Here is a 21,649-nt window from a genome sequence, read left to right on the forward strand (position 1 = left end):
CCCTCCGGCGGGTTCTAGCGGTGCAGGTCCCGGATGCCGGCGAGCAGGGATGCCGCCAGCTCCGGTAGGGAAACCAGAATATCTGGTAGTGAGGGGTCGGCTTGGTTGTAGGTGGCCTCCGAGCCGTCGATGCGGCTCGCGTGGGCCCCGGCGGCCAGCGCGACGGCGACGGGCGCGGCGGAGTCCCACTCGTACTGGCCGCCGGCGTGCACGTACGCCTCCACCTCGCCGGTGAGCACCGCCGAGATCTTGGCCCCGGCCGAGCCGATCGGCACGAGGTCGGCCCCGACGAGGTAGGCCAGCTTCTGCACGAACTCGGGCGGCCGGGTGCGGCTCACCGCGATGCGGAAGCGGCCCTTGTCGAAGGAGGGCAGCTCGGGCGGCTCGGCGGTCGTCAGCGTGCGCCCCTGCGCGGGCAGCGCCACGGCCCCGGCGGCCAGCCTGCCGCGCTCCCACAGCGCCACGTGCACGGCCCAGTCGGCCCTGCCCTCCTCGGAGAACTCCCGGGTGCCGTCAAGGGGATCGACGATCCACACCCGCTCGGCCTTCAACCTCCGGGGGTCGAGGCGCTCCTCGCGGGTGGCCTCCTCCGACAGCACGCTGTCGCTGGGCCGCAACCTGGCCAGCGACTCCATGAGGTAGACGTGAGAGGATCTGTCGCCTTCGGCCCGCAGCGCGGCGGAGTCGGAGAACCCCACGCGCTCGCGGACCCGCAACAGCCTCTCGCCCGCCTCGGTCGCCAGGTCGGCGGCCAGGGCGTGGTCGTCGCGAATCGTCATCAATATGCTCCTTGCCCGCGGGCGACGGCCGACCAAGTCTTCCACAGGATCTGGAGGTCCAGGGTGAGGGACCAGTTCTCCACGTAACGCAGGTCGAGACGCACGGATTCCTCCCACGATAGGTCAGATCTACCGCTGACCTGCCACAGCCCGGTCAGCCCAGGGCGTACGAGGAGTCGTCTGCGCACGTCGTCACCGTAGCGTGCCACCTCGTCCGGCAGCGGCGGCCGGGGGCCGACGAGCGACATGTGGCCGCGCACGACGTTGAGGAGTTGCGGCAGCTCGTCCAGCGAGTGCCTGCGCATCAGCGCGCCGAGCGGCGTGACCCGCGGATCGTTGCGGATCTTGAACAGCACGCCCTCCCGGTCGCTCACCAGGGTGATCTTCTGCTCCTCCGAGCCGCGCCGCATCGTGCGGAACTTCAGGATCGTGAACAGCCGCCCGTCCCTGCCCACCCTGGTCTGGCGGAACAGCGCGGGCCCCGGGCTGGTCGAGCGCACCGCCACCGCCAGCCCCGCCAGCAGCGGCGACAGCAGCACCAGCAGGACGGCGGCCACCAGCCGGTCGAAGACGTTCTTGACGAGCTGCCTGGCCCCGGCCAGCTCGGGGTGCTCGACGTGCAGCAGCGGCATGCCCGCCACCGGCCTGATCGTGGTGCGCGGGCCCGCCACGTCCATCAGCGCGGGGGCCACGACGAGCTCGGTGTGGCTGCGCTCCAGTCGCCAGGCCAGCCGGCGCAGCGCCTGGCCGTCCATCTCGGGGCAGGCCAGCACGGCCACCGTGTCGGCGTCGAAGTGCTCGACGGCGAGGGGCACGTCGCTGAGGTCGCCCGCGACGGGCACCTCCTCCAGCCGCCCGCCGGCGTGCCCGCCGGGCAGGCAGGCGGCCACGACGTCCATGCCGTGGTGGCGTTCCCTGCGGAACAGGCGGACCAGCTCGGCGATCGAGGCCGCGTGGCCCACGGCGACGACCTTGCGCATGCACGCCCCCGCGGCCCTGCGGCGGTACAGCGAGCGGCGCAGGGCGTGCCTGAAGATCAGCGTGAGCAGCGTGACCAGCGGCAGGGCCAGCACGACGTAGCCGCGGGCGACGTCGGTCTTGGTCACGTAGGAGCCGATGGCCGTGCCCGCCGTCAGCGCCATGCCGGCCTGGACGACCCGGCGGAACTCCTCGGAGCCGACGCCGAGCATGCGCGGCTCGTAGGCGCGGCTGAGCGCCACCGCGCAGCACCACACCAGCGGCAGCGCCAGGCTGACCAGCAGGTACGGCAGCACGTACGGGGTGAGCCCGCCGAACCTGACCGTGAACGCCGCCCCGGCCCCGAGCCAGGCCCCGCACAGGTCGCCCAGCACGGCTCTGAGCCGGTAGGAGTGGACCCAGGAGGGCGTGCGCGGCCTGCTTCCCCATGTGACCCCTTGACCAGACCAGACGACGGTCAAGAGCTCGTGGCCGCGCACGCCTTGCCTCCAGGAGGTGTTGTGTGACGAACGATCTCCCTGAACGGACAGTCACAGATAGTAGCCGCGCGAGAACCGGCAGACTGGCGAACGACCCTATGCGGTGATCAGCGAGGAGGGCCCGAAATGTGCAGATCAGACCGGTGGAAATCGTTCTGAGTGACTTCCAGGCCGCGGATCATCAGCGACTCCACCACGTCGGCCGCCCGGTCCACGAGGAAGGGCAGGTCCTTGCGCTCCATGGTGGCGAAGTCGCGCAGCACGAAGGAGGCCGGGTCCATGCGGCCGGGCGGGCGCCCGATGCCGAAGCGGACGCGCAGGTAGTCGCGGGTGCCGAGGACCTTGGTGATCGACTTGAGGCCGTTGTGGCCGTTGTCGCCGCCGCCGAGCTTGGCGCGCAGCGCGCCGTACGGCACGTCCAGCTCGTCGTGGACGACGATCAGCCGCTCGGGGCCGATCTTGTAGAAGTCGGAGAGCGCCTTGACGGGCCCGCCGGAGAGGTTCATGTAGGTCAGGGGCTTGGCCAGGATGGCGGCGCTCGTCTCGCACACCTCGGCCCTGCTCCTGTGCGCCTTGAACCGCCCGCTCGCCCTGGCGGCCAGCTCGTCGAGCACCATGAAGCCCGCGTTGTGCCGGTTGCCCGCGTATTCGGCCCCCGGGTTGCCCAGTCCGGCGATCAGCCAGCGATCCATGCCCTGCCCCTCATGTACGACCCCTCATATGCGGAAACGGGACGGCTCGAGTCCGGCCGCCCCGTTCACGAATGAACCCGTCGCGCTTACTCGGCGGCGGGAGCCTCCGCGCTCTCGCCCTCGGCGGCGGCCTCGGCGCTCTCGCCCTCGGCGACCTCCGCCTCGGTCTCCTCCACAGCCTCGGTCGGCTTGTTGATGACCTGGAGGATGACGGTCTCGGCGTCGGCGACCAGCGTGGCGCCCTTCGGGAGCTTGAGGTCGGCGGCGGTGACGACCGTGCCGATCTCCAGGCCCTCGACGTCGACCTCGACGCCCGTCGGGATGTGGGTGGCCTCGGCCTCCACGGCGACGGAGACGAGCTGCTGGTCGAGCAGGCCCTCGGAGTTGACGTCGCCGACCGTGGTGACCGGGATCTCGACCGTGACCTTCTCGCCGCGCTTGACCAGGAGCAGGTCGACGTGCTCGACGAAGCCCTTGATCGGGTCGCGCTGCACGCCCTTGGGCAGGGCGAGCTCGTCGACGCCGTCACCCTTGAGGTGGATCAGCACGTTCGGGGTGCGCAGGGCGAGCAGCACCTCGTGGCCCGGCAGGGTCAGGTGCTTGGGGTCGATGCCGTGCCCGTAGAGGACGGCGGGCACCTTGTCGGCGCGGCGGATCTTGCGAGCGGCGCCCTTGCCGAACGTGGTGCGCGGCTCGGCGGCGATACGTACTTCGGACACGACATCTCCTAGGGATGCGGTAGTCGGATGGTCTTCGGCGCTCACCCTCACCCGCCCTAGCGGAAGGCGTTACGAGCGCAACCTCGACAGTCTATCGGCTCAGGTGTCGCCTTCGAACAAGCTCGTGACGGAGCCGTCCTGGAAGATCTCCGTGATCGCGCGGGCGATGAGCGGCGCGATCGACAGCACGGTGAGCTTGTCGAACCTGGCGGCCTGCGACAGCGGCAGCGTGTTGGTGACGATGACCTCGGAGATCCGGGAGTTCTTGAGGCGGTCGACGGCCGGGTCGGAGAAGACCGCGTGGGTGGCGGCCACGATGACGTTGGTGGCGCCCTGCTCGTACAGGGCGTCGGAGGCCTTGCAGATCGTGCCCGCGGTGTCGATCATGTCGTCGATCAGCACGCAGGTGCGGCCCCGCACCTTGCCGACGACCTCGCTGACCTTCACCGAGTTGGCCACGTCGAGGTCGCGGCGCTTGTGGATGAACGCCAGCGGCGTGCCGAGCGTGTCGGCCCAGCGCTCCGACAGCCGCACGCGGCCGGTGTCGGGGGAGACGACGGTGGTGTTCTCCAGGTCGAGCTTGTTCTTGAGGTAGCTCTCCAGGACCGGCATGGCGAACAGGTGGTCCACCGGGCCGTCGAAGAAGCCCTGGATCTGGGAGGTGTGCAGGTCGATCGACATCAGCCGGTCGGCACCCGCGGTCTTGAACATGTCGGCGATGAGCCTGGCCGTTATGGGCTCGCGGCCGCGGCCCTTCTTGTCCTGGCGGGCGTAGCCGTAGAACGGCATGACCACGGTGATGCGCTTGGCGGAGGCCCGCTTGAGCGCGTCGACCATGATGAGCTGTTCCATGATCCACTTGTTGATGGGCCCGGTGTGGCTCTGGATGACGAAGGCGTCGCAGCCGCGTACGGACTCCAGGTAGCGGGCGTAGATCTCACCGTTGGCGAAATCGATGAGCTTGGTGGGGGTGAGGGAGACGCCGACGTGCTCGGCGACCTCCGCGGCCAGCTCCGGGTGGGCTCGCCCGGAGAAGAGCATGAGGTTCTTCTCTCCGGGCTGCTTGATGCTGGTCACTGCTGATTCTCCTGCTCTTGCTCGGCCAGCGCCCGCTCCGCGTGCGCGGCCGACTTCGTGCCCGCGCGCCTGCGCAAGACCCATTTCTCGATGTTGCGCTGTCGCGCTCGTGCCACGCCCATCGCGCCCGGCGGGACGTCGTCGGTGATGGTCGAACCCGCCGCCGTGTAGGCGCCTTCGTTGACCGTCAAGGGAGCGACCAGCATGGTGTCGCACCCGACGAACGCGCCGTCGCGCACGGTGGTGTGGTGCTTGTTGACCCCGTCGTAGTTGACGAAGACGGTGGAGGCGCCGATGTTCACGTCCTGGCCGATCGTGGCGTCACCGGCGTAGGTCAGGTGCGGCACCTTGGAGCGCTCGCCGACCTTGGTGTTCTTCATCTCGACGAACGTGCCTGCCTTGGACTTGCGGCCGAGCACGGTGCCGGGGCGCAGGTAGGCGTACGGCCCGACGCTGGCCTCCGGGCCGATCTCGGCGTGGTCGGCGACGGCGTTGCGGACCACCGCGCCCTCGCCGACGAGGGTGTCGGTCAGCGTGGTGGCGGGCCCGACCTCGGCTCCGGACTCGATGACGGTGGCGCCGTGGAGCTGGGTGCCGGGGTGGATGACGGCGTCGGGACCGATGCGCACGCCGACGTCGATCCAGGTGCTGGCCGGGTCGATGATCGTGACCCCGGCGCGCATGTGCCGCTCCAGCAGGCGCTGGTTGAGCACCTTGCGGGCGGCGGCGAGCTGCACGCGGTCGTTGACGCCCTCGACCTCGACGAAGTCGCCGGCCACGCAGGCGCCCACCCGGTGGCCGTCGCGGCGCAGGATGGCCAGGACGTCGGTGAGGTACTCCTCGCCCTGGGCGTTGTCGGTGGACACGCGCTTGACGGCGTCGGCCAGGAGCAGGCCGTCGAAGGCGTAGATGCCGGAGTTCATCTCCTTGATGGCGCGCTGCTCGGCGCCGGCGTCCTTCTCCTCGACGATCTCCAGCACGGCGCCGGCCTCGTCGCGGATGATCCGGCCGTAACCGGTCGGGTCGGGCACCTCGGCCGTCAGCACGGTGACCGCGTTGCCCTCGGCCTCGTGCCGTTCGAGCAGGTCGGTGAGGGTCTGGGTACGCAGGAGCGGCACGTCGCCGTACGTGACGAGGACGGTGCCGGAGATCGTGCCGACCTCCTCGATCACGGTGCGCACGGCGTGGCCGGTGCCGCGCTGCTCCCGCTGCACGACGGCGCGGGCGTCGGGGCTGGTGGCGGCCAGGTGGCCGCCGACCCGCTCCAGCGCGTGGCCGATGACGACGATGAGCTGCTCGGGACCGAGGTCGCGAGCGGCGGCGAGCATGTGGTCGACCAGCGCGCGGCCGCACACCTCATGCAGGACTTTCGGGGTCTGGCTCTTCATCCGGGTGCCCTCGCCGGCGGCGAGGACGATCACGGCTGCCGGGCGCGGCACACTCACGGGCTGAGGCTCCCTGTGACTGGACGGATCGGGCTTCGGTACGTCAACTACTCAGGGCGTTCGGTACGTCAACCGCACCGCTACCCTCCCGACACCGTGAGGATACCTGGCCGCCCCCAGAACATTCTCTGGGGGAGGTCTTCAAGGCTCCCGGAAGAGGACTCGAACCCCTACAAAGTGGACCAAAACCACTTGTCCTGCCGATTAGACGATCCGGGACAGATCGGACACGTGATGTCCGACACCCCTCTACGATACCGACCCCGCACCCGCACGCGCGCCCGTATTACCCCTCACGCATGTCCTGCCTGCGCGCGGGTAACAGACAGGCCGAAAAGACGCAAGACACGAATCCCACTCACCTTGCCCCGGCTCGCAGCAGCTTCTCACCATTCCGCCCTTAGGACTTCCTTACTTACGCTTGCGTAGGTTACGGTTGCGTAGCCCGGACATTCAATCTCATACATGCCCTTGGAGGTCGCCGATGACCGTTGTCGCCGAGCGCTCTGCACCTGCCCCCAAGCCCGATTTCGAAGCCGAACCGAAGTCGAAGTCCGAACTGATCACCTTCGGCCTGGTCGTCGGACTGCCTCTGGTCGCGATCGCGGCCGCCGTGCCGTTCGCCTGGGGATGGGGACTCGGCTGGACGGACATCGCCATCGCCTTCGTCTTCTACGTGGTCTCCGGCCTGGGCGTCACCGTCGGCCTGCACCGCTACTTCACGCACGGCTCCTTCAAGGCCAAGCGGCCCCTGAAGATCGCGATGGGCATCGCGGGCAGCCTGTCCCTGGAGATGTCCGTGCTGGACTGGGTGGCCACGCACCGCAAGCACCACAAGTTCTCCGACAAGGAGGGCGACCCGCACTCGCCGTGGCGCTTCGGCCCCGGCTTCAAGAACATGGCCAAGGGCCTGCTCTACGCCCACATGGGCTGGCTGTTCGAGAGCGAGCGCACCAACAGGGAGAAGTACGCCCCTGACCTGTGCAAGGACCAGGACGTGCTGAAGCTGCACAAGTGGTTCGGCCCCATCGCCCTCACCTCGATCCTGCTGCCCGGCGTGCTCGGCATGCTGTTCACCTGGTCCTGGCAGGGCGGCCTGACCGCGCTGTTCTGGGGCTCGCTCGTCCGCATCGGCCTGCTGCACCACGTGACCTGGTCGATCAACTCGATCTGCCACGTCTTCGGCGAGGAGGACTTCCAGGTCCGCGACAAGTCCCGCAACGTGTGGTGGCTGGCCATCCCGTCCTTCGGCGAGTCGTGGCACAACCTGCACCACTCCGACCCCACCTGCGCCAGGCACGGCGCGCTCAAGGGCCAGATCGACCTGAGCGCCGGCCTGATCCGGATCTTCGAGAAGCTGGGATGGGTGCACGACGTGCGCTGGCCGACGCCCGAGCGGCTGGCGGCGAAGCGCATTGCCTAGCGCCTCTCAGCTCGCCGACGGCCCCCGGCTTTCCGACGCCCCTCGGCTCGCCGGCGGCGTTCAGCCGGTGAGCGGCGGTGCGGGCATGGCCGTCATTATGGAAACCGTGACCGAACCCCGATCTCGCAGGCGCATGTCCGGAAGCGAGCGAAGAGAGCAGCTGATCCGCATCAGCCGCACCCTCTTCGCGGAGAAGGGGTTCGACGGGACCTCTATCGAAGAGATCGCAGCGACCGCACAGGTGTCCAAGCCCGTGGTGTACGAGCATTTCGGCGGCAAGGAAGGCGTCTACGCGGTCGTCGTCGACCGCGAGATGCAGAAGCTGCTCGGCATGATCACCGAGGCCCTCGCCGCCTCCCACTCCCTGGTCAAGCTGGAGCGGGCCGCGCTGGCCCTGCTCCGCTACATCGAGGAGAGCAGCGAGGGCTTCCGCATCCTGGTGCGCGACTCCCACGCCGCCTCGGGCACCGGCACGTTCGCGAGCCTGATCAGCGAGATCGCCAGCCAGGTCGAGGACGTTCTGGCCGACGAGTTCGCGGCCCGCGGCTACGACCCCAAGCTGGCCCCGATGTACGCCCAGATGCTGGTCGGCATGGTCGCCCTGACCGGCCAGTGGTGGCTCGACGTGCGCAAGCCGGGCCGCGAGGAGGTCGCCGCCCACCTGGTCAACCTGGCCTGGAACGGCCTGACGGGGCTCAACCCCAACCCGACGATCACGGCCACGAGCCGGGCTCTGACGAGCGCGGCCAAGCCGCCGCAACCGCGCCCCGCCAGCGAGAAGGAGCTGCGCGAGCTGGAGAAGGCTCGCGAGAAGGAGCTCAGGGAGGCGGAGAAGGTCCGCCAGAAGGAGCTCAAGGAGGCCGAGAAGGCCCGCGTACGCGAGCTGAAGGAGCGCGAGCGGCTGCTGAAGGAGGCCGAGAAGGCCCGCGAGCGGGAGGAGAAGATCCGCCAGCGCGAAGCCCGCCTGGCCGAGCGCGCCGCCCGTCTCGAACAGGTAGATCATCCCGAGTGACTCTTGAACGGAATGGGCGCGGAGAGTGACGATTGGGTTGAGCAGGGCTGACCTTCACGGGTGAGCCGTTGCGGCTACGTTAACGTTCTGTTCAACCAAACGGGGCAATATACGCCATATGTCCGCGGAACCGTTCGAGCCTGCCAATGACCTGCCCCTGCCACAGGAGCGCTTTCTCAACCGCGAAGAGAGCTGGCTCCAGTTCAACCTACGCGTGCTCGAACTGGCCGAGGACCCCTCGCTGCCGCTGCTCGAACGGGTGCGCTTCCTGGCCATCTTCGCCAGCAACCTGGATGAGTTCTTCCGGGTCCGGGTGGCCGGGCTCAAGCGGCGGATGGCCACGGGCCTGCTGCTGCGCACCAAGAGCGGGCTCAAGCCGCGCGAGGAGCTGGTGCGGATCGCCGGGATCGCGGACGAGCTGGCCCGGCGGCACGCGGCGGTCTTCCACCGACAGATCTGCCCGCAGCTCGCGAGCGAGGGCATCGAGATCGTCCGGTGGGACGATCTGGGCCGCGAGGAGCGTACGGAGCTGCGCAAGCTGTTCAGGGAGCGGATAAGGCCCGTCCTGACGCCGCTGGCCGTGGACCCCGCCCACCCGTTTCCGTATATTTCCGGGCTCAGCCTGAATCTGGCGGTCCTCGTGCGTAACCCGGCGACCGAGCACACCGTGTTCGCCCGGGTCAAGGTCCCTTCGCAGCTGCCCAGGTTCGTCCAGGCGTCGAAGGACCGGTTCGTGCCGCTCGAGGACGTCATCGCCGCCCATCTGGGGCAGCTCTTCAAGGGCATGGAGATCCTCCAGCACCACGTCTTCCGCGTGACCAGGAACGAGGATCTCGACGTGGACGAGGACGTCACGGAGAACCTCATGCAGGCCCTGGAGAAGGAGCTGCTCAGGCGGCGCTTCGGGCCGCCCGTGCGGCTGGAGGTCGAGGACACGATCACGCCCGAGGTGCTGGCGCCGCTCGTGGAGGAGCTGGAGCTGGCCCCGCACGAGATCTACCGGCTGCCGGGGCCGCTCGACCTGACCGGCCTGCACGCCATCGCCGACCTCGACAGGGGCGAGCTGAGCTACCGGCCGTTCGTGCCCGCCGAGGTGATCAACGCCGAGGACGACATCTTCTCGACGCTGCGCGAGCGCGACATCCTGCTGCACCACCCGTACGACTCGTTCGCCACCAGCGTGCAGCGCTTCATCGAGGTGGCGGCCGAGGATCCGAGGGTCCTGGCGATCAAGCAGACCCTCTACCGGACCAGCGGCGACTCCCCCATCGTCAACGCGCTCATCGACGCGGCCGAGGCGGGCAAGCAGGTGGTGGTGGTCGTCGAGATCAAGGCCCGCTTCGACGAGCACGCCAACATCTCCTGGGCCCGCAAGCTGGAGCGGGCCGGCTGCCACGTCGTCTACGGCGTGGTCGGGCTGAAGACCCACTGCAAGCTCGCCCTCGTCGTCCGCCAGGAGCCCTCGGGCGAGCTGCGCCGCTACTGCCACATCGGCACCGGCAACTACAACCCCAAGACCGCCCGCCAGTACGAGGACTTCGGCCTGCTCACGGCCGACCCGCTGGTCGGCGAGGACGTGACGGACCTGTTCATCCACCTGACCGGCTACTCCCACCACTCCGCCTACCGGCGGCTGCTGGTCGCGCCGCACTCGATGCGCAGCGGGCTGGTGGCCAGGATCGAGCGGGAGATCGCCCACCAGCAGGCCGGGCGGCCCGCGCGGATCAGGATCAAGACGAACTCCCTGGTGGACGAGCCGATCATCGACGCTCTCTACCGCGCGTCCAGGGCAGGCGTCCCGGTGGACCTGTGGGTACGCGGCATCTGCATCCTGCGGCCGGGCATCCCCGACCTGTCCGAGAACATCCGCGTGCGTTCGGTGCTGGGGCGGTTCCTGGAGCACTCCAGGGTGTACGAGTTCGGCCTGGGCAGGCGTCCCGAGGTGTGGATCGGCAGCGCCGACCTGATGCGCAGGAACCTGGACAGGCGCGTCGAAGCCCTGGTCAAGGTGACCTCCCAGCAGCACAAGGCCTACCTCATCGACCTGATGGACCAGGCCATGGCCGAGACCACGACCACGTGGTGGCTCAACTCCGACGGCACGTGGGTCCGCCATCAGGGCGAGGACATGCAGAGCCGTCTCATCGGTACGCGTCGATGGAGGACCGTTGATGACTGACCTGCTCCGCGCCGCCGGAGCCGTGGTCTGGAGGGGCGACGAGAGCAGCCCCGAGGTGGCCGTCATCCACCGCCCCAACTATGACGACTGGACCTTCCCCAAGGGCAAGCTGAAGTCCGGGGAGCACGTGATCGCCGCGGGCCTGCGCGAGGTCCGCGAGGAGACCGGCCTGACCGTGCTGCTCGGCCGCGCGCTGCCGCCCGTCCACTACATGAGCGCCGGCCGGCTCAAGCGGGTCGACTACTGGGTGGCCCGGGCCGTCGCCGACGGCGGGTTCGAGCCCGGCGAGGAGGTGGACGAGCTGCGCTGGCTGCCCGTGGCGCAGGCCAGGCGGCTGCTGACGTACGAGTGGGACGCCGGGCTGCTGCGGGCGCTGGGCGCCGCGCCGCTCGGCACGGTGCCCCTCCTCCTCGTCCGGCACGGCTCGGCCGGCTCCAGGAACGAGTGGCAGGGCGACGACGACGCCCGGCCTCTCGACGCCGACGGGGCCTCCCAGGCGGAGAACCTGGCCACCGCGCTGCCCGCCTACCGGCCCGAGCTGCTGCTGAGCTCGCCCAGCGCCCGCTGCGTGCAGACGCTGGAGCCGTACGCGGCCGAGGCGGGGGCGGAGATCAGGGTCGAGCCGCTGCTCAGCGAGGAGAGCCAGGACCCGGAGAAGACCCCCGCGCTGGTCGGGAACCTCTCCGCGCCCGCGGCCGTGTGCAGCCACGGCAAGGTGCTGCCCGGCCTGATCGAGGCCCTCAGCGGCAAGGACGTGCACCTGCGCAAGGGCTCGTTCGGGGTGCTGCACAGGGCCGGCGGGCGGGTCGTCAGCGTCGAGCGCTACCCGACCTGAGCCTCACCAGGTGACGGGCAGCTCGGCGTACCCGTCGGCGATCCTCCCCTCGGTGCGGGGCAGCTCCTGCTCCGGCACGGCCAGGCGCAGCGTGGGGAAGCGCTGGAACAGCCGGCCGAAGACCGCCTCCAGCTCGACCCTGGCCAGGCCGGCGCCGATGCAGAAGCGGGGGCCGTACCCGAAGCTCAGGTGCGGGTCGGTCAGCGGGCGGCGCAGGTCGAACGCGTCCGGATCCGGATAGGTCCGCTCGTCCCGGTTGGCCGCCCCGGGTGTGATCACGACGGCCTCTCCCTTGCGGATCGTCAGGCCGCCGATCTCGATGTCCTCGTGCGCGTACCTGGCCAGGCCGTGCAGGCTGGGCGAGGCCAGGCGCAGGATCTCCTCGACCGCCCCCGGCGCCAGCCCCGGATCGGCCTTGAGCAGGCCGAGCTGGCCGGGGTTGGCGAGCAGGAGCAGCACGCCGAAGTCGATGCGGTTGACGGTCGTCTCGTGCCCGGCGAACAGCAGCGAGCCGGCCAGCTCGGCGATCGTCCCGTCGTCGTCCAGCTCTCCGGCCAGGTCCGACAGGACGTCCTCGGCCGGCTCGCGCCGCTTGCGCTCGATCAGGCCCGCCGTGTACGCGCTCATCTCGTCCATGGCGGCCTGCGCCCGCTCCCGGTCGCGCATGTCGCCCATGCGGTGCGACAGGCCGCTGAAGTACTCCCTGTCCTCGAACGGGACGCCCAGGAGCTGGCAGATGACGAGCACGGGGAGCGGGAAGGACAGCTCGGCGTGCAGATCCACCGGCGGCGTGAGCTTGGCGAGGTGCTCCAGCCGCTCGTCCACCAGCGAGCCGACGTGCCCGCTGAGCCGCTTCATGCGGCGCGCGGAGAAGGCCGGCATGAACAACCTGCGCATGCGGTCGTGCTCGGCCTTCTCCGTGGCCACGTCGCCGCGGGGGCCGCCGAGCAGCGGCGACCCCGACAGGCGTGGCGCGTTGTCCGGGTCCGGGTGAGAGCGTCCGAGCCGGCCGTCGTTGAACAGGGCGCGGGCGTCTTCGTACCCGCTGACCAGCCAGACCTCGTCGCCCGCCGGAGTGCGTACCTTCGCGATGCCCTTCGCCGCCCGCAGTTCCCGGTACGCCTCGGGCACCTCGAGCAGACTGCTGCGCGCGAAGGGGATGGTAGGAAGGTTCATAGAACCTTACTAACCGCTTTGACGGTCTCCTTCCAGACCCGGGGGAACTCGGCGTGCGCCCGCTCGGCGGCGTTGCGCTCGATCCCGATCAGCAGCCCGTACGTGAAGGTGTCCTCGCCCGCCTGCCGGGCGCTCTCGGCCTCCTTGGCCAGCGTCTCCTGCGCCACCACGCCGTCCTGGTAGGTGCCGAGCACCTCCTGGACGTTCTCGGCCAGCTTGGCGAGCTTGCCCAGGTCGGCGCCCAGGCTCGGCTGGAGCGCCTCGGCGGTGTAGCGGGCGCGTTTGGCCGCCTTGCGCACGTCGTGCATGGCGAGCTCGCGGCGCTCCAGGTCCTCGATGGCCTGGGCCTCGTCGTAGCGCTTGGTGACCCGCTTCCAGTTGGCGGCGGCGACACTGCGCAGCTCCGTCTGCGCCGGCCTGGCCGCCGCCTTGCCCAGCGCCGGAGCGGCGACGAGCCGGTCGAGCGAGTCGAGCAGCACGTAGTAACGGTCGCCGCTGAGCGCCTCCTTGATCCGCTCGTACGCCTCTTCTTCGCGTTTGTGCAGGTCCGAGCCGAGCCGAGCCTGGATCGGGCCCGTGACCAGCTCCGGTGCCAGGCCGGCGAGCGCCTCGGTGAACCTGGCCCTGATCACCTCCAGGTCGCGGGCCTCGCCGAGCACGGTGCCGAGCCAGCGCAGCTCCTCCTGCACCTCGCCGGTGTCCGTCACGACGGTCTTGAACGCCTTGAGCGCGCTGCGCAGCCTCCTGGCGGCCACGCGCATCTGGTGGACGGCGTCCTCATCGGCCCGGCGCACGCGCGGGTCCTGGGAGAGCAGGGCCTTGACCTGGCCCGCCAGGTAGCCGATGACGATCTCACCGGCGCTGCCCGGTTCCGTGGGGGCCGTGGGGAGGGGGGCGGGTTCGAGGAGTTTCGCGAGCTTGCTAGTGGACTCCGAGGCGCTCGCGCCGGCCTTCCTGAGCCGCTTGCCGACCTTGGCCAGCAGTTGCCGGGTACCGCCTTCGAGCAGCTCCGCCTCGACCTCGCGCCAGCGTACGATCTTGGGCTCGGCGCCGTACACGGTGCCCTTGACGCGGTCGTCGGCGATCTCGACCAGCCCGGTCTCGCCGTCCTTCAGGATGGTGACGCTTCTGCGGGTCTCCAGCTCGGCGACCACCTTCAGCTCGGCGCCGCGGGTGTAGGCGCGCACGAGCTCGGCCAGCTCCTGGGGGACGAGCTTGGTGCTGCGGGTGAGCGGGTGGGTGATCTCCTGGCGCACGCCCTTGGCCTTGGGCAGCTTCAGGTGCCAGCCGGCATCGGCGCCGCCCCGCCTTCGCCTCAGCGTGACACCGCGCGCGGCCAGCCGCAGGTCGGGGGTGTCGAAGTAGAGAGCCACCAGCTGGTAGCTCTTGGGGCCGGCGACGTCCGCGAGACCACCGAGGTCGGGGATCTCAAATTCCGGAGGGACGTCGAACTTGTCCTCGATCTCGATGCCCACTACACCTCACAAGTGTCCGATTTCGGACCATGATGCCACCGCAAGGTGAACATCACACGGGTTGCAGGAGTTCGATTCTGTTGCCCACCGGGTCAGAAACATAGATGCGTCGGTACCCCGGGAACAGGGCGTCTTCCCGCGCATCGGGCATTTTCTCCGCGTACGCGTCGAGATCGTCCACCAGGAGGGCGGGGTGGGCCTTGCGCGCGGGCCTGAAGCCCTCCTCGATGCCGAGGTGGATCTCCACCCCTTCGCCCCTGAACCAGACACCTCCGCGGGCGGCCAGCCCGGCGGGCTTGGGCACCTCGCGCAGGCCCAGCACGCCCGCGTAGAACTCGCGTAAGGCCGGCTCGCTGCCCTCGGGCGCGGCGAGCTGCACGTGATGCAGTCCCTTGATCGTCACTTCTGCGCCACCACGAAGATCCTCCTGAACGGGAACGGCGTGCCGTAGCTCCTGGCCGGGTAGGCCTCGGCGAGCGGCTTGGCGAGGTCCTGCTTGAAGCGCCGCTGCTCGTCGGGGTCGAGGCGGTCGAAGACGGGGCGCAGGGCGGTGCCGGAGACCCACTCGAGCACGGGGTTCTCGCCGTGCAGGACGTGCACGTACGTCGTCTCCCACGCGTCCACCTGGGAGCCGCCCTGGTTGAGCAGGTCGACGTACTCCAGCGGCTCGCCGACGGGCATGCCCCTGGCGAGGTCGCCGAGCCTGTCGGACCAGGCGCGGGAGGAGCACAGCTCGCGGATCGCGACGTGGCTCGGGGCGTCGAAGTTCCCCGGCACCTGGAAGGCCAGCCAGCCGCCGGGGGCCAGCTCCTCGACCCAGTGCTCCAGCACGTCGCGGTGCGCGGGCACCCACTGCAGGACGGCGTTGGAGACGATCACGTCCATGGGCCGGTCGGGGCGCCACATGGCGACGTCGGCCACCGCGAACCTGACCGGCGACCCGAGCTTGCGGGCCTTGGTGATCATCGCCGGCGAGGAGTCGAAGCCCTCCACGGTCGCGTTGGGCCAGCGGCTGATCAGCTCCACGGTGAGCTCGCCGCTGCCGCAGCCGGCGTCCACGACGTAGTCGGGCTCGACGGCGCCGACCCGGGAGATCAGCTCGATGAACGGCCGTGACCGCTCGTCCGCGTAGACCGCGTACGTGACAGGGTCCCAAATATCTCTTGACATAGAGATAATTGATATCGAGAGAGATATCTCGATGTCAAGACAGTACACTTGTGTGTCATGACGGAGGATGCTAGAGACGAGGTCGATCGCCTCGTCGCGGCTTGGCGAGCGGAGCGCCCCGACCTTGACGTCGAGCCGCTCCACGTGCTCTCTAGAGTGTCACGACTCGCCAAGCATCTCGACCGTGCGCGGCGGGCGGCGTTCGCCGAACACGATCTGGAGCCATGGGAGTTCGACGTGCTCACCGCCCTGCGGCGGGCCGGCAAGCCCTACGAGCTCAGCCCCGGAGCCCTGCTGCGGGCCACGCTGGTGACCTCCGGCACGATGACCAACCGCATCGACCGGCTCGCCCAGGCCGGGCTGGTGCGGCGGCGGCCCGATCCCGAGGATCGGCGCGGGGTGCTGGTGTCGCTGACGGACACGGGGCTGGCCCGGGTGGACGCCGCCTTCGACGACCTGCTGCGGCGGGAGCGGGAGTTGCTGTCGGGGCTGGGGGCGGCGGATCAGCGCGCTCTCGCGTCGCTGCTCCGCACCCTCCTCACGCCCTTCGACTCCCCGCTCTGACCCCCGCCCGCCCCTCCCGGATCCCGCCCGCCCTCCGGCGCGCCGCCCGGGCGTGGCGTCAGTCGCCCAGGCGGTCGGCCACCTCCAGCCACTCGGCCTCGACCGTGTCCTTCTGGGCGGTGATCTCGCGTAGCTGGGCGTCCAGCGAGCCGAGCTTGGCGTAGTCGCTGGCCGCGTCGGCCATGGCGGCGTGCAGGCGGGACTCCTGGTCGCTGAGCTTGTCGAGCTGGCGCTCCAGGCGGTTGAGCTCCTTGCGCAGCTCGCGTTCCTCCTTGGCGGACAGCCCGCCCTGCTCGGCCGCCGCACCCGAGGGAGCGGCCGGCACGCCGGCCTCCGCCGCGGGCGCCGGGGCGCCGGCGCCGAGCCGGGCGGTCACCGCCGTGCCCGCGGCGCGGCGTTCGAGGTACTCGTCCACCCCGCCGGGAAGGAACGACAGCTTGCCGTCACCCAGGAGCGCCACGCACCGGTCGGTGACCCGCTCCAGGAAGTAGCGGTCGTGGCTGACCAGGATCAGCGTGCCCGGCCAGCCGTCGAGCAGGTCCTCCAGCTCGTTGAGCGTCTCGATGTCGAGGTCGTTGGTGGGCTCGTCGAGCAGCAGGACGTTGGGGTCGTCCATGAGCAGCCGGAGGAGCTGCAACCGCCGCCGCTCACCGCCCGACAGGTCGCCGATCACCTTCCACTGCGCGTCGCCGCGGAAGCCCAGGCGTTCCAGGAGCTGGGAGGCGGTCCACTCCCGCTTGCCGAGCTGGAGGTACTTGCGTACCTCCTCCACCGACTCCAGCACGCGCCGGGCCGGGTCGAGCTCGGCGAGCTCCTGGGACAGGTGCGCCAGGCGCACGGTCTTGCCCCTGACCACCCGGCCGGAATCGGGCTTGATCGTGTCGGCGAGCAGCCGCAGCACCGACGACTTGCCCGACCCGTTCACCCCGATCAGCCCGATCCGGTCGCCCGGGCCGAACTGCCACGTCAGGTGGTCGAGCACCAGCGGGCCCGTGCCGGGGCCGCCCGCGTGGAGGGTGACGTCCTCGAGGTCGTAGACGGTCTTGCCGAGGCGGGCGGCGGCGAAGCGCATCAGCTCGACGGCCTCGCGAGGCGGCGGCTCGTTCGCGATCAGGGCCTGGGCGGCCTCGATCCGGAACTTCGGCTTGGACGTGCGGGCGGGCGGGCCCCGCCGCAGCCAGGCGATCTCCTTGCGCATGAGGTTCTGGCGGCGCTCCTCGGCGGCCTGCGCGATGCGCGCCCGCTCGGCCTTGGCCAGCACGTACGCCGCGTAGCCGCCCTCGTAGCGCTCGACCCGCCCGTCCACGACCTCCCAGGTGCGGGTGGAGACGGCGTCGAGGAACCACCGGTCGTGGGTCACCACCACCAGCGCGCTCTTGCTGCCCGCCAGGTGCCCGGCCAGCCACGCGATGGCCTCGATGTCGAGGTGGTTGGTGGGCTCGTCGAGCATGATCAGGTCGTGGTCGTCGATCATCAGCTTCGCCAGCGCCGTGCGCCTGCGCTCGCCGCCCGACAGGTCGCCGGCCCTGGAGCCGAGGTCGAGGTCGCCGATCAGGTTCGCGAGGATCTCGCGTACGCGCTGGTCACCCGCCCACTCGTGCTCGGCCAGGCCGCCGAGGACGATCTCGCTCACGGTGGCGCCGGGGTCCAGAGTGTCCTGCTGCGACAGGAAGCCGACGCGCAGGCCGCGGTTGTGCGTGACACGACCGCTGTCGGGGCGCACGGTGCCCGCCAGCACGGACAGCAACGTCGTCTTGCCGCCCCCGTTGCGCCCGACGACGCCGATGCGCTCGCCGGCCTCCACCCCGAGCGAGACGTCGCTGAGGAGCGGCTTGGGGCCGTAGGCGTGGGAGACAGACTCAAGATTGACCAGATTCATGGCCTACCCAGGGTATCGGCTTCCCACGGGCCTCCCCGCCGTCCTTCGGACGGAACGAGCAGGCGCCGGTCGCTCCGGTCAGACCAGGACGGCGCCCTGGACGGGGCCGTGGGCGGCCACGGCGGTGTGGGCCGCGCCCGTCGCGGTCAGGCTCTGCGCCAGGTCGCGGGCGTGGGTGGCGTCGATGGCCAGGAAGGCGCAGGTGGGACCGGATCCGGAGACGATCGCGCCGAGCGCTCCGTGCTGGCGGCCCGCGTCGAGGGTCGGCGCGAGCTCGGGGCGGAGGTTGAGCGCGGCGGCCTGGAGGTCGTTGCTGAGGTTGGAGCCGAGGGCGTACGCGTCGCCGGTGCCGAGGGCCTCCATCAGCGAGTCGTTGAGCTGGGGCCAGGGCACCTGGGCGCCGGAGGCCTCCCTGAGCCGGTCGCATTCCGCGTACACGCTGGCCGTCGAGAGCCCGCCGTTCGCCAGCGCGAACACCCAGTGGAACGTGCCCCCGGTGGGCAGCTCGCTGAGCTGCTCGCCGCGCCCCGTGCCGACGGCCGTGCCGCCGATCAGCGAGAACGGGACGTCGCTGCCCAGGTCTCCGGCGATCTCCATCAGGTCCTCGAACGGCAGCCCCAGGCCCCACAGCTCGTTGCAGGCCACCAGCGCGCCCGCGGCGTCGGCGCTGCCGCCCGCCATGCCGCCGGCCACGGGGATGTCCTTCTGGATGACGAGGTCGGCGCCGTAGGTGCGGCCCGCGTGCTTGGCGAGGGCGCGGGCGGCCCGGATGGCGAGGTTGGTGTCGTCGACGGGCACCTGGTCGGACCACTTGCCGTTGACCTGGACGGTGATCGACTCGGACTCCCTGGCCACCACCTCATCGAAGATCGATACCGCGTGGAAGACGTTGACCAGGTCGTGGTAACCATCTTCCCTGAGCGGGCCGACAGAAAGCTGCACGTTGACCTTCGCGGGCACACGTACGGTCACCGAACTCATCGATCTTCTGCCACTCTCATCGCTTGCCGGGGTCAAGGACACTCGATGTTATCCGTGCCCGCCGGCCTGACATGCGGTTCTTGAAATATGAACCGCATGTCCCGGCCGCTCCCCGGCGCGGAGCGTCAAGTTGGTGGGTATTTGCCGGGGCCGCCGCTAGCGGGCGGCGGCCTCGCCGGGCACGGGGTGCACGGCCTCCCCGGGCACGGGGTGCGCGGCCCCGTCAGGCAGGCGGCGCGCGGGCTCGCCGGGCACGGGCTGCGCGGCCTCGCCGGTCGGGGGGTGCGCTGCCTCGCCGGGCAGGGGGTGCGCTGCCTCGGCGCGCAGGCCGTCGAGGAAGAACGCCAGGCAGCGGCGCCACGCGCCCGGAGCGGTGCCCATGGACTCGCGGATGACCTGGGACATCGCCCAGATCAGGGTGATCAGGTCCTGAGGCCCGAAGTCGGCGCGGAGCCGGCCGGCGGCCTTGGCGCGCTCGATGATCCGCTGGGCGTCCACGAAGCCCTGGTGACAGGCCTGGCTCACGTCGCTGGCCAGGGAGAAGCCCTGGGTCAGGGCCTCGTTCAGGCCGTGGTCCTCGGACTGCAGCGCGAACAGCCCCTCGAGGAAGCCGACGAACCCGGCCCAGGGGTCGGGGTCGGCCAGCGCGGTCGCGGTGATCCGCTCCAGGACCGCCAGCCGCTGGGGCATGACCGCCCCGAGGAGTGCCTCGCGGGTCGGGAAGTGGTTGTAGAGGGTGCCGATGCTGACGCCGGCGCGGCGGGCGACGTGCTCCAGGGGCACGTCGAGGCCGCGCTCGGCGAAGAGCTGGGTGGCGGCGACCAGCAGTTTGTCGCGATTGCGCGCGGCATCCGACCGCAGCGGCTTGGTTCCGGCTGCCATTCCTCCATCATACGAAATCGAGGGCTGCCTCAAGTTTTGTGGTACGGTCGGCCCATCAAGTTGAGGGAACCCTCGATTTAGTTGAAGGGAAGGCATCGTCATGTCCGCAGCAGCACGCAAGACCGCCGTCGTCATCGGAGCCGGGCCGGGGCTCGGCATGTCCATCGCCCACCGGTTCGGACGCGAGGGATACGCCGTGGCGCTCGTCTCGCGCAGCGACGCCCGCCACGCCGGATATGTGGCGTCGCTGGCCGCGGCCGGGGTGGAAGCGGCGGCGTTCGTCGCCGACGTGCGCGACCGCGACCGGGCGGCGGCCGCGCTGGACGCGATCGGCGAGCGGTTCGGCGCGATCGACGTTCTCTACTACGGGCCCGGGGCCGCCGACCTGGACGTCGCCCCCGCCCCCATCACCTCCATCACCTCGGCCGACGTGCGGGAGGCGATGGAGGTGGTGTATCCGGCGGTCGACCTGGTCGGCCGGGTACTGCCCGGCATGGTCGAGAGGGGCGAGGGCGGGCTGCTGTTCGCCGGCGGGCTCAGCTCCGTCATGCCGATGCCCGCACTCGGCAGCCTGGCGATCTCCTCGGCGGCGCTGCGCAACTACTCACTGACGCTCAACGCGGCGCTGGCCGGGAAGGACGTCTACGCCGGGAGCCTGATCATCGGCGGGCTGATCGAGCGGGGTGACATCCACACGCACGTGCTCTCCCGGCCGGAGCGGTTCGGCGACGTGGGCATCAGGACTCTCGACCCCGACCTGATCGCCGGCACCGCCTGGGACCTCTACACCAAGCGGGACCGGCCCGAAGTGACCATCAGCGCCTTCGAGTGACGCATCCCCGGGGCGAGGCTCCCCCGCCCCACCGCCCTCGCGCCGCCCTTGTGCCGCGCCGCCCTTGTGCGACAGGCGCTCGCGCGCACCGCCCTCGCGCGGCGGGACCTCGCGCGGCGGGACTGCCGCGTCACAGGGCGCTGCGGCCTCGGGGACCGCTCCCCCGTATGGTCAGGGTCTGAGCTCGGCGATGCGGGCGAAGGCCGTGACGTCGAGTTGCTCGCCTCGCGCCGACGGGTCCACCCCGGCCGCCCGCAGCGTACGCTCGGCGTCGGCGGGCGTGCCGGCCCAGGAGGCGAGCGCCGCCCTCAGGGTCTTGCGGCGCTGCGCGAAGGCCGCGTCCACCACCTCGAACACCTCCTCCCGCGACGCCGACGTGACCGGCGGGTCGCGGCGGGCCAGGGAGACGAGGCCGGAGTCGACGTTGGGGACGGGCCAGAAGACGGTACGGCCGACGGGGCCCGCCCGGCGCACGTCGGCGTACCAGGCCGCCTTGACCGACGGCACCCCGTACACCTTCGAGCCCGGCCCGGCGGCCAGCCGGTCGGCCACCTCCGACTGGACCATCACCAGGCCCTTGCGCAGCGACGGCAACACCTCGAGGAGGTGCAGCACCACCGGGACGGCCACGTTGTACGGCAGGTTGGCCACCAGGGCCGTAGGGCTGTGACCCGAGAGGTCGTCGAGCGTGACCTTCATGGCGTCGGCGTTGACGACCGTGAGACTGTCGGCGGCCCCGCGCTCGGCCACCGTGATGGGGAGCTGCCCGGCCAGCACCGGGTCGATCTCGACGGCGACCACGTGCGCGGCCGCCGGCAGGAGCGCGAGCGTGAGCGAGCCCAGGCCCGGACCCACCTCGATGACCACGTCATCGGGCGAGAGGTCGGCCACGCGGACGATGCGACGGACGGTCCCTGCGTCGATCACGAAGTTCTGGCCCAGTTTTTTTGTCGGACGTAGATCTAGCTTGTTCGCCAAAATACGTATTTCTGCAGGGCCCAACAGCCTCATCATCCAACCAGTCTCCCGCATCGAAGAACGTGCGATGGCGGATGGGGAGACCAAAGGAGAG

General features: G+C 70.4%; 20 protein-coding genes and 1 tRNA gene. 6 read left to right on the forward strand and 15 right to left on the reverse strand.

Annotated elements, in window-relative coordinates; genetic code table 11:
- Positions 1 to 14: 14 nt before the first annotated feature.
- The 7 genes from ACBJ32_RS42295 to ACBJ32_RS42325 form a co-directional block, all read right to left on the reverse strand.
- Positions 15 to 779, reverse strand: a complete 765-nt coding sequence (locus tag ACBJ32_RS42295; protein WP_375131569.1) for a 3'(2'),5'-bisphosphate nucleotidase CysQ — start codon at positions 777 to 779, stop codon at positions 15 to 17.
- Positions 779 to 2,236, reverse strand: a complete 1,458-nt coding sequence (locus tag ACBJ32_RS42300; RefSeq protein WP_357876688.1) for a sugar transferase — start codon at positions 2,234 to 2,236, stop codon at positions 779 to 781. The genes ACBJ32_RS42295 and ACBJ32_RS42300 overlap by 1 nt, the downstream gene beginning before the upstream one ends.
- Positions 2,237 to 2,343: 107 nt before the next feature.
- Positions 2,344 to 2,928: an aminoacyl-tRNA hydrolase gene (gene pth, locus ACBJ32_RS42305; protein ID WP_375131570.1), complete on the reverse strand. Its 585-nt coding sequence runs from the start codon at positions 2,926 to 2,928 to the stop codon at positions 2,344 to 2,346.
- Between the two features lie 86 nt (positions 2,929 to 3,014).
- The gene (locus ACBJ32_RS42310; RefSeq protein WP_375131571.1) at positions 3,015 to 3,647 is read right to left on the reverse strand and encodes a 50S ribosomal protein L25/general stress protein Ctc; all 633 of its coding nucleotides are present in this window, start codon (positions 3,645 to 3,647) and stop codon (positions 3,015 to 3,017) included.
- A gap of 99 nt (positions 3,648 to 3,746) precedes the next feature.
- The gene (locus ACBJ32_RS42315) at positions 3,747 to 4,724 is read right to left on the reverse strand and encodes a ribose-phosphate diphosphokinase (RefSeq protein WP_357876682.1); all 978 of its coding nucleotides are present in this window, start codon (positions 4,722 to 4,724) and stop codon (positions 3,747 to 3,749) included.
- On the reverse strand, positions 4,721 to 6,169 hold the full coding sequence (glmU, locus tag ACBJ32_RS42320) for a bifunctional UDP-N-acetylglucosamine diphosphorylase/glucosamine-1-phosphate N-acetyltransferase GlmU (protein ID WP_375131572.1): 1,449 nt from the start codon (positions 6,167 to 6,169) through the stop codon (positions 4,721 to 4,723). The genes ACBJ32_RS42315 and glmU overlap by 4 nt, the downstream gene beginning before the upstream one ends.
- 147 nt (positions 6,170 to 6,316) lie before the next feature.
- Positions 6,317 to 6,388 (reverse strand) — tRNA-Gln (locus tag ACBJ32_RS42325).
- A 265-nt stretch (positions 6,389 to 6,653) separates the two neighbouring features.
- Between ACBJ32_RS42325 and ACBJ32_RS42330 the strand changes: the two genes are divergently transcribed.
- The 4 genes from ACBJ32_RS42330 (at position 6,654) to ACBJ32_RS42345 (ending at position 11,618) form a co-directional block, all read left to right on the forward strand.
- Positions 6,654 to 7,592: an acyl-CoA desaturase gene (locus tag ACBJ32_RS42330; RefSeq protein WP_375131573.1), complete on the forward strand. Its 939-nt coding sequence runs from the start codon at positions 6,654 to 6,656 to the stop codon at positions 7,590 to 7,592.
- 97 nt (positions 7,593 to 7,689) lie between these two features.
- Entirely contained in the window at positions 7,690 to 8,604 is a 915-nt protein-coding gene (locus ACBJ32_RS42335) for a TetR family transcriptional regulator (RefSeq protein WP_375131574.1), read from the forward strand.
- Between the two features lie 118 nt (positions 8,605 to 8,722).
- Positions 8,723 to 10,783: an RNA degradosome polyphosphate kinase gene (locus ACBJ32_RS42340; RefSeq protein WP_375131575.1), complete on the forward strand. Its 2,061-nt coding sequence runs from the start codon at positions 8,723 to 8,725 to the stop codon at positions 10,781 to 10,783.
- The gene (locus tag ACBJ32_RS42345; protein WP_375131576.1) at positions 10,776 to 11,618 is read left to right on the forward strand and encodes an NUDIX domain-containing protein; all 843 of its coding nucleotides are present in this window, start codon (positions 10,776 to 10,778) and stop codon (positions 11,616 to 11,618) included. The genes ACBJ32_RS42340 and ACBJ32_RS42345 overlap by 8 nt, the downstream gene beginning before the upstream one ends.
- 3 nt (positions 11,619 to 11,621) lie before the next feature.
- Here ACBJ32_RS42345 and ACBJ32_RS42350 read toward each other — a convergent pair whose 3' ends face one another.
- From ACBJ32_RS42350 to ACBJ32_RS42365, 4 genes are read right to left on the reverse strand one after another with little or no spacing between them, the layout of a single operon-like run.
- The gene (locus tag ACBJ32_RS42350) at positions 11,622 to 12,794 is read right to left on the reverse strand and encodes a cytochrome P450 (protein WP_375131577.1); all 1,173 of its coding nucleotides are present in this window, start codon (positions 12,792 to 12,794) and stop codon (positions 11,622 to 11,624) included.
- Entirely contained in the window at positions 12,791 to 14,269 is a 1,479-nt protein-coding gene (locus tag ACBJ32_RS42355) for a CHAD domain-containing protein (RefSeq protein ID WP_375131578.1), read from the reverse strand. Before ACBJ32_RS42355 ends, ACBJ32_RS42350 begins: the two co-directional genes overlap by 4 nt.
- Before the next feature lie 52 nt (positions 14,270 to 14,321).
- A complete protein-coding gene (locus ACBJ32_RS42360) occupies positions 14,322 to 14,672 on the reverse strand; it encodes a glyoxalase (RefSeq protein WP_357876666.1) in 351 nt (116 codons plus the stop codon).
- Entirely contained in the window at positions 14,669 to 15,439 is a 771-nt protein-coding gene (locus ACBJ32_RS42365) for a trans-aconitate 2-methyltransferase (protein WP_375131579.1), read from the reverse strand. The genes ACBJ32_RS42360 and ACBJ32_RS42365 overlap by 4 nt, the downstream gene beginning before the upstream one ends.
- A gap of 57 nt (positions 15,440 to 15,496) precedes the next feature.
- Between ACBJ32_RS42365 and ACBJ32_RS42370 the strand changes: the two genes are divergently transcribed.
- Positions 15,497 to 16,003: a MarR family transcriptional regulator gene (locus ACBJ32_RS42370; RefSeq protein WP_357876662.1), complete on the forward strand. Its 507-nt coding sequence runs from the start codon at positions 15,497 to 15,499 to the stop codon at positions 16,001 to 16,003.
- Positions 16,004 to 16,061: 58 nt separating this feature from the next.
- Here the strand turns inward: ACBJ32_RS42370 and ACBJ32_RS42375 are convergent, their stop codons facing one another.
- The 3 genes from ACBJ32_RS42375 to ACBJ32_RS42385 form a co-directional block, all read right to left on the reverse strand.
- Positions 16,062 to 17,882, reverse strand: a complete 1,821-nt coding sequence (locus ACBJ32_RS42375) for an ABC-F family ATP-binding cassette domain-containing protein (RefSeq protein WP_375131580.1) — start codon at positions 17,880 to 17,882, stop codon at positions 16,062 to 16,064.
- 78 nt (positions 17,883 to 17,960) lie between these two features.
- Positions 17,961 to 18,863, reverse strand: coding sequence for a 4-(cytidine 5'-diphospho)-2-C-methyl-D-erythritol kinase (locus ACBJ32_RS42380; protein WP_357876658.1), 903 nt, complete (start codon positions 18,861 to 18,863; stop codon positions 17,961 to 17,963).
- 156 nt (positions 18,864 to 19,019) lie between these two features.
- Positions 19,020 to 19,745: a TetR/AcrR family transcriptional regulator gene (locus ACBJ32_RS42385; RefSeq protein ID WP_375131581.1), complete on the reverse strand. Its 726-nt coding sequence runs from the start codon at positions 19,743 to 19,745 to the stop codon at positions 19,020 to 19,022.
- A gap of 100 nt (positions 19,746 to 19,845) precedes the next feature.
- Here ACBJ32_RS42385 and ACBJ32_RS42390 point away from each other — a divergent pair, with 100 nt between their 5' ends.
- The gene (locus ACBJ32_RS42390) at positions 19,846 to 20,577 is read left to right on the forward strand and encodes an SDR family NAD(P)-dependent oxidoreductase (protein WP_375131582.1); all 732 of its coding nucleotides are present in this window, start codon (positions 19,846 to 19,848) and stop codon (positions 20,575 to 20,577) included.
- Positions 20,578 to 20,748: 171 nt separating this feature from the next.
- Here ACBJ32_RS42390 and rsmA read toward each other — a convergent pair whose 3' ends face one another.
- Positions 20,749 to 21,588, reverse strand: a complete 840-nt coding sequence (gene rsmA / locus ACBJ32_RS42395) for a 16S rRNA (adenine(1518)-N(6)/adenine(1519)-N(6))-dimethyltransferase RsmA (protein WP_375131663.1) — start codon at positions 21,586 to 21,588, stop codon at positions 20,749 to 20,751.
- Positions 21,589 to 21,649: the final 61 nt, after the last annotated feature.

It is taken from the genome of Nonomuraea sp. GTA35, assembly GCF_041950525.1.
In the GTDB taxonomy this organism is placed as follows: domain Bacteria; phylum Actinomycetota; class Actinomycetes; order Streptosporangiales; family Streptosporangiaceae; genus Nonomuraea.

What these genes read in the sequence shown, in the direction of transcription:
- ACBJ32_RS42295 (WP_375131569.1), bottom strand. Translation starts at nt 779, where the DNA reads ATGACGATTCGCGACGACCACGCCCTGGCCGCCGACCTGGCGACCGAG.
- pth (WP_375131570.1), bottom strand. Translation starts at nt 2,928, where the DNA reads ATGGATCGCTGGCTGATCGCCGGACTGGGCAACCCGGGGGCCGAATAC.
- ACBJ32_RS42330 (WP_375131573.1), top strand. Translation starts at nt 6,654, where the DNA reads ATGACCGTTGTCGCCGAGCGCTCTGCACCTGCCCCCAAGCCCGATTTC.
- ACBJ32_RS42335 (WP_375131574.1), top strand. Translation starts at nt 7,690, where the DNA reads ATGGAAACCGTGACCGAACCCCGATCTCGCAGGCGCATGTCCGGAAGC.
- ACBJ32_RS42340 (WP_375131575.1), top strand. Translation starts at nt 8,723, where the DNA reads ATGTCCGCGGAACCGTTCGAGCCTGCCAATGACCTGCCCCTGCCACAG.
- ACBJ32_RS42345 (WP_375131576.1), top strand. Translation starts at nt 10,776, where the DNA reads ATGACTGACCTGCTCCGCGCCGCCGGAGCCGTGGTCTGGAGGGGCGAC.
- ACBJ32_RS42350 (WP_375131577.1), bottom strand. Translation starts at nt 12,794, where the DNA reads ATGAACCTTCCTACCATCCCCTTCGCGCGCAGCAGTCTGCTCGAGGTG.
- ACBJ32_RS42365 (WP_375131579.1), bottom strand. Translation starts at nt 15,439, where the DNA reads ATGTCAAGAGATATTTGGGACCCTGTCACGTACGCGGTCTACGCGGAC.
- ACBJ32_RS42370 (WP_357876662.1), top strand. Translation starts at nt 15,497, where the DNA reads ATGACGGAGGATGCTAGAGACGAGGTCGATCGCCTCGTCGCGGCTTGG.
- ACBJ32_RS42375 (WP_375131580.1), bottom strand. Translation starts at nt 17,882, where the DNA reads ATGAATCTGGTCAATCTTGAGTCTGTCTCCCACGCCTACGGCCCCAAG.
- ACBJ32_RS42380 (WP_357876658.1), bottom strand. Translation starts at nt 18,863, where the DNA reads ATGAGTTCGGTGACCGTACGTGTGCCCGCGAAGGTCAACGTGCAGCTT.
- ACBJ32_RS42385 (WP_375131581.1), bottom strand. Translation starts at nt 19,745, where the DNA reads ATGGCAGCCGGAACCAAGCCGCTGCGGTCGGATGCCGCGCGCAATCGC.
- ACBJ32_RS42390 (WP_375131582.1), top strand. Translation starts at nt 19,846, where the DNA reads ATGTCCGCAGCAGCACGCAAGACCGCCGTCGTCATCGGAGCCGGGCCG.
- rsmA (WP_375131663.1), bottom strand. Translation starts at nt 21,588, where the DNA reads ATGAGGCTGTTGGGCCCTGCAGAAATACGTATTTTGGCGAACAAGCTA.